Consider the following 5,173-nt stretch of genomic DNA (forward strand, 5'->3'; position numbering starts at 1 on the left):
CTCAGTTCCGAAAGCCATACCTCGCGGATGGAGAACGGATATGATGCACAAAATCATCTGATCCGTCAAGATTCATACATGAACAAAGGCGGTAAATACCAGCGTAATAGCTACGGCTACAAGGGTAATCGCCTCATGGAGATGCGGGGCCTCTGGTTTGATGGCAAATTATATAAGCATATCGTTAATCAGTATGATGCCGCCGGGCATTTGACCGAAAGCCGGGACAGTACCACCAACTGGCTGCTGTTAACACATAATACTTATAACGCCCAGAACCTGGTTGCCACAGAGGTCAAAGACAAGACTTTCCAGGACAAACAAAGTCAGACCACCACCAGCTTTACCTATACAGCCCAGGGAAAGGTTGCTACCCGCAGTATTCGAAGCGATGATCCACTGCTTGGTGAAATTTTTGTGCTAAAAAACAGCATACCAGCCGCTCGCATGCCGCCTTATGAACTCAAAGAAACCTATACCTATGATAAATATGGCAATCGTTTAAAGATCACAACGGAGCTTGCCGGCCAAACGGTGAAAGTTGTCGATTTTCAAATGACCTATTATCCATGAAAAACATCCCTGTAATAATTTTTTCATGAATATCGACTGGTCGTGATCGTTTGTGGAGGGTCCTAAATCAGGCCTGCCGTTCTTCCTGTCGTTTTAATGAAGACTGGTCTTCCGATTCCCCTTTTTTCCAATAAGAGACCACCGAATATTCTTCAGGTGCCCAAGCCATTTCTTCCTTGAAATATTTTTTCAGCTCTTTTGCCGTTCCGTACTCGGCGGCTACAAAACAAAACCTGTTCCCGGCCGGAAGTACGGTATTTCGTACAAGTTTGGCCAGTCGGCTTTCTTCCCTGTGATCGGGGTTGTATATCCATTCAATATCCAGGTTTGCCGCCGAAGTTAGTTTCAACTCATCTTCCCGGCCGAAGATTTCGATGATCGCCCTTGCCCGGGAACCAGGCGGCAGATGCTCCAGCATCACACTGATTACCGGTAGGGCTGTATGATCTCCTACAAACAAGTACTCATTCACGTCCGGGAACAAAGGCCTGTTACCGGTTTTCATTGCGATGCCCAATACACTTCCTGTTCTTGCCCTGTTAGCCCAATAAGAAGCGGGGCCGTTGTCGCCATGCGCCACGAAATCGATCCAGATCTCCCTGTGTATATAATCGATGTGCCTGGTTGTATAAGTTCTTCTTGTGGAAGCACCCTGATTTATTTCATCCGGAAATATGACCCGCTTTGTTTCCGGTTGCGGGATAAATATCTTGTTGTTAGCTCCAATCCTGACATTACTGAACAGTTCCATCTGCTCATCCGACATCGCGAATTTTACGCGGATGTAATGAGGCGTCATCAAAATCCTCTCCTTAACGGTGAATACAGAACGCACCGCATTTCTTTTTTCTATCATCTGATTCATTTATCAATAAAGTTATAAGCTCATGCAGCCTGAAAGGTGGTGCCAATACCATGTAATCCGGGACACATCACCATTTAAAAGAAATCTACACCGGTATCACCAGGTTCGGCAAGTAGGCCGGATAAGATCAATGCCTTTTAACAGGAATTTGAGGCATGCATTTTTTTATGGCACAAAGAAACCGCCTTTTTTAACTTCAATAAATAGCAGTATTGGTGTATTGATTGGACTATTTCGGGTATTGTCCGCAGGGGAGCTGACATGATATACTATTTAAGATCCCAGTTTGATTGTCGCTTACAATTTTATAATCAATAGATCATTGTCAGGAGCTAAACGGAGTACAATAGTATAATTAAGCATCATTGAACAGCATTGTTCAATCTGTTTTATCGAGGGGGATAAGATGTATTTCTGATCTTGATGTTATTTGCTTGATTATTAGTGTGTTTTGGCTCTTTTGGCATAGCATGGATATTCATTTTAGTCACGACATGTCAAGAATAATTTTCATAATTCGTGATATTGGAAGGTTTTATGTGCATGGTTTTTGTTTTAATTATTTGATTTTCAGTTATTTATTTCAGTGGCATAAAAATGGGGTGTGAAAAGCAAATCGAGTGAAACCAAAACATTAAAACCATGAAAAAGACTAACCAAATCCTTGTTAGTACAATTATTGCCACTGCAATTGTAGCACAAGGCCATTTAAGCGGTGCACAAACCACATCTGCAGATGAAGCTATCCATCCATTTCATGTAAGCTTTCCCGAAAAAAAGCTCACTGATCTGAAAAGCCGCATTTTAGCGACACAATGGCCCGAGCGTGAAACTGTAAATGACCAATCGCAGGGTGTACAGCTTGCCACCATGCAGGCATTGGCACAATACTGGGCCAATAGCTATGATTGGCACAAATGCGAGGCAAAACTGAACGCAATACCTCAGTTTACAACAAATATTGATGGGCTCGACATTCATTTCATACACGTTCGCTCCAAAAATAAAAATGCCTTACCCATCATCATTACACATGGCTGGCCAGGTTCAATAATTGAGCAGTTAAAAATTATCGGCCCGCTTACCGATCCTGCCGCATACGGGGGCAAGGCCGAAGATTCCTTTGATGTGGTTATCCCATCACTTCCCGGATACGGTTTTTCGGGCAAGCCGGCCTCAACCGGCTGGGATCCGCAGCATATTGCAAGGGCATGGGTAGTATTGATGAAACGGCTTGGATATACCCGTTATGTAGCCCAGGGCGGTGATTGGGGTAACGCCGTTACCGAACAGATGGCACTGCTAACACCTCCGGGATTGGTTGGCATCCACACCAATATGCCGGCTACTGTTCCTGCCGAGGTAGCTAAAGCGCTTCAGTATGGCGAACAGCAACCTGCAGGCCTTTCAGATGATGAGAAACATGCCTGGGACCAGCTCGACTTTTTCTACAAACATGGTTTGGGCTATGCTAACGAGATGGCCAACCGGCCTCAAACCTTATACGGGATCCAGGATTCACCCGTTGGTCTTGCTGCATGGATGCTTGACCACGATGGCGTCAGCCTTGCGCTCATGACACGTGTTTTCAATGGGCAGCCGGAAGGTTTGACCAAAGATGATATTCTTGACAATGTTACACTCTATTGGTTAACAGGTACGGCTACTTCTTCGGCTCGTTTATACTGGGAAAGCAAACTTGCCTTTTTTGCACCCAAGGGGATCACTATTCCTGTTGCGGTTAGCGCCTTTCCAGATGAGCTTTACCAGGCACCTAAAAGCTGGACAGAGCGGGCTTATCCAAAACTGATCCATTACAATAAACTTGATAAAGGTGGTCACTTTGCCGCATGGGAACAACCCCAAACATTTGCAGAAGAAATGAGGGCATCATTTAAAACGCTGCGATAATAAAATTATATAAAGCACCTGTTTCTGTCTGCGTATTGTGACCTGTATCACAAATAAGCCTATGCTGTTTAAATGTGATGTAGGTCACATACTTAACTCAAAAATGCTGCCGTACTTTGTTATATAATAAAATGCAAAACAGCTAAGGCTGCCTAAAATTTACTTTAACAAAAAAATAAAGCCATGCCATATATCAAAATAGAAATAACCCGCGAAGGTGTTACCCGCGAGCAAAAGCAAACCCTCATAAAAGGGGTAACAGATCTGGTTACCCAGGTGCTTAATAAAGATCCTCACCTCACCCACGTAGTGATACAGGAAGTTGAGCTGGATGATTGGGGATATGCAGGCGAGCAGGTATCTGTATTGAGAGAAAAGGGGATAACTGCCGATAAGAAATAGAGCCATGAAGAAACAAACGTGGTGATGGCGGAGCAGCTATTAATGTTGACGGCAATTTGTCGGCAGGACATAATCTTTAATTAACATGAAAACACTTGTATTAACAGCTTTTTTATCGGGCTTGATGCTGGTAGCAAAAGCACAAAATCAAAAGAAGATGGAAATTAATAAGCAAGATTCATTGGCAATTGGCCAGGTACTGGAAAATCAATACTTCAAAGGGATCTATGAAGGCGACATAGAGGTTCTTCGCCCAGTTTATCAACCGGGAACATTATTGTTTGGCGATGTAAAAGGACAACCTTACGCCAAAACACTTGATCAGTACCTTGATGGTGTTAAAAATCGTCAAAGCGTAAAAGATTCGGGCAAACCTTTTAAGGGTACCATCATATCTATTGATGTTGTAAACTCGATTGCTGTCGCCAAAGTTCATGTTAAAATGTATGATTTTAACTATGATGAGTTCCTGTCGTTCCATAAAATTGACGGCAAGTGGTTTATAGTTAACAAAATGATCACCGATGTTGGTGATTAACGCTCCGTTAATTGGATTAAAAGAATAATGTTATGAGCAATTCAAAAGTATGGTACGTAACCGGGGCATCCCAGGGACTGGGATTAACCCTTGTAAAAATGCTGCTTGACAATGGTTACCGTGTGGCTGCAACCTCACGTGATGCCCACGCGCTAAGCCAGGCTGTTGGCCTGATTGATAAGGAGCGCTTTTTGCCTATGTCTGTTGATTTAAATAATCCCGATTGTATTGATGAATCGGTGCAACAAACGCTGACAGCATTTGGCCGGTTGGATGTGGTAGTGAACAATGCCGGCTATGGCATGGCCGGAACGCTGGAAGAAATACCGGAACAGGACATCATCAACATTTTTAAAGTAAACGTGCTGGCTACAATTAATGTGGTAAAGCGGGTTTTGCCGGTAATGCGAGATCAAAAGTCTGGTCATATTATAAATATGGGGTCGGTTGCTGGTTTTGTAGGTGCGCCGGGCTGGTCGGTTTATTCCGCCACAAAAGCCGCGGTGGCCGCTTTTTCAGAAGTACTGGCACTTGATGTTAAAGAGTTCAATATTAATGTAACCGTTGTTGAGCCATCGGGTTTTAGAACAGGCTTTTTAACCAAAGATTCGTTGGCGTTTGTTGAAAGCAAGATAGAAGGTTACAAGGCTGTTAAAGATACACAGGAGCGTTACATGGCGGCTAACGGCAAGCAGCCCGGCGATCCGGAGCGGGCCTCCGAAATATTGATAGGTCTGGCCGAAAATGAAGAACCGCCGGTCCATCTTTACCTGGGCCGGGATGCATACAATCGCACCTCAGAAAAATTAAAGGCCATGACCGCGGAAGTAGAATACTGGAAGGAAACTATCATCTCCGCCGATTTTAAATAACACTGTTGATGC

At 43.9% G+C, this 5,173-nt stretch carries 6 protein-coding genes; 5 read left to right on the forward strand and 1 reads right to left on the reverse strand.

The genetic code is table 11. From position 1 onward, the window contains the following. A partial coding sequence (locus VF500_RS09490; RefSeq protein WP_330859448.1) for a hypothetical protein occupies window positions 1-573 on the forward strand: 573 nt, incomplete at its 5' end. Between the two features lie 67 nt (window positions 574-640). Here VF500_RS09490 and VF500_RS09495 read toward each other — a convergent pair. Beyond that, complete coding sequence (locus VF500_RS09495; RefSeq protein WP_330859449.1) at window positions 641-1,438, reverse strand: siderophore-interacting protein; 798 nt, start codon at window positions 1,436-1,438, stop codon at window positions 641-643. A 642-nt stretch (window positions 1,439-2,080) separates the two neighbouring features. Between VF500_RS09495 and VF500_RS09500 the strand changes: the two genes are divergently transcribed. The 4 genes from VF500_RS09500 (at window position 2,081) to VF500_RS09515 (ending at window position 5,161) form a co-directional block, all read left to right on the forward strand. Beyond that, entirely contained in the window at window positions 2,081-3,349 is a 1,269-nt protein-coding gene (locus VF500_RS09500; RefSeq protein ID WP_330859450.1) for an epoxide hydrolase family protein, read from the forward strand. A gap of 183 nt (window positions 3,350-3,532) precedes the next feature. Continuing rightward, the gene (locus tag VF500_RS09505; protein WP_121229261.1) at window positions 3,533-3,751 is read left to right on the forward strand and encodes a tautomerase family protein; all 219 of its coding nucleotides are present in this window, start codon (window positions 3,533-3,535) and stop codon (window positions 3,749-3,751) included. 85 nt (window positions 3,752-3,836) lie between these two features. Continuing rightward, window positions 3,837-4,289: a nuclear transport factor 2 family protein gene (locus VF500_RS09510; RefSeq protein WP_330859451.1), complete on the forward strand. Its 453-nt coding sequence runs from the start codon at window positions 3,837-3,839 to the stop codon at window positions 4,287-4,289. A 32-nt stretch (window positions 4,290-4,321) separates the two neighbouring features. Continuing rightward, on the forward strand, window positions 4,322-5,161 hold the full coding sequence (locus tag VF500_RS09515) for an SDR family NAD(P)-dependent oxidoreductase (protein WP_330859452.1): 840 nt from the start codon (window positions 4,322-4,324) through the stop codon (window positions 5,159-5,161). The last annotated feature ends 12 nt before the right edge of the window (window positions 5,162-5,173 follow it).

Source organism: Mucilaginibacter sp. (assembly GCF_036383575.1).
Taxonomy (GTDB): Bacteria; Bacteroidota; Bacteroidia; order Sphingobacteriales; family Sphingobacteriaceae; genus Mucilaginibacter.

What these genes read in the sequence shown, in the direction of transcription:
- VF500_RS09515 (WP_330859452.1), top strand. Translation starts at nt 4,322, where the DNA reads ATGAGCAATTCAAAAGTATGGTACGTAACCGGGGCATCCCAGGGACTG.
- VF500_RS09510 (WP_330859451.1), top strand. Translation starts at nt 3,837, where the DNA reads ATGAAAACACTTGTATTAACAGCTTTTTTATCGGGCTTGATGCTGGTA.
- VF500_RS09500 (WP_330859450.1), top strand. Translation starts at nt 2,081, where the DNA reads ATGAAAAAGACTAACCAAATCCTTGTTAGTACAATTATTGCCACTGCA.
- VF500_RS09505 (WP_121229261.1), top strand. Translation starts at nt 3,533, where the DNA reads ATGCCATATATCAAAATAGAAATAACCCGCGAAGGTGTTACCCGCGAG.
- VF500_RS09495 (WP_330859449.1), bottom strand. Translation starts at nt 1,438, where the DNA reads ATGAATCAGATGATAGAAAAAAGAAATGCGGTGCGTTCTGTATTCACC.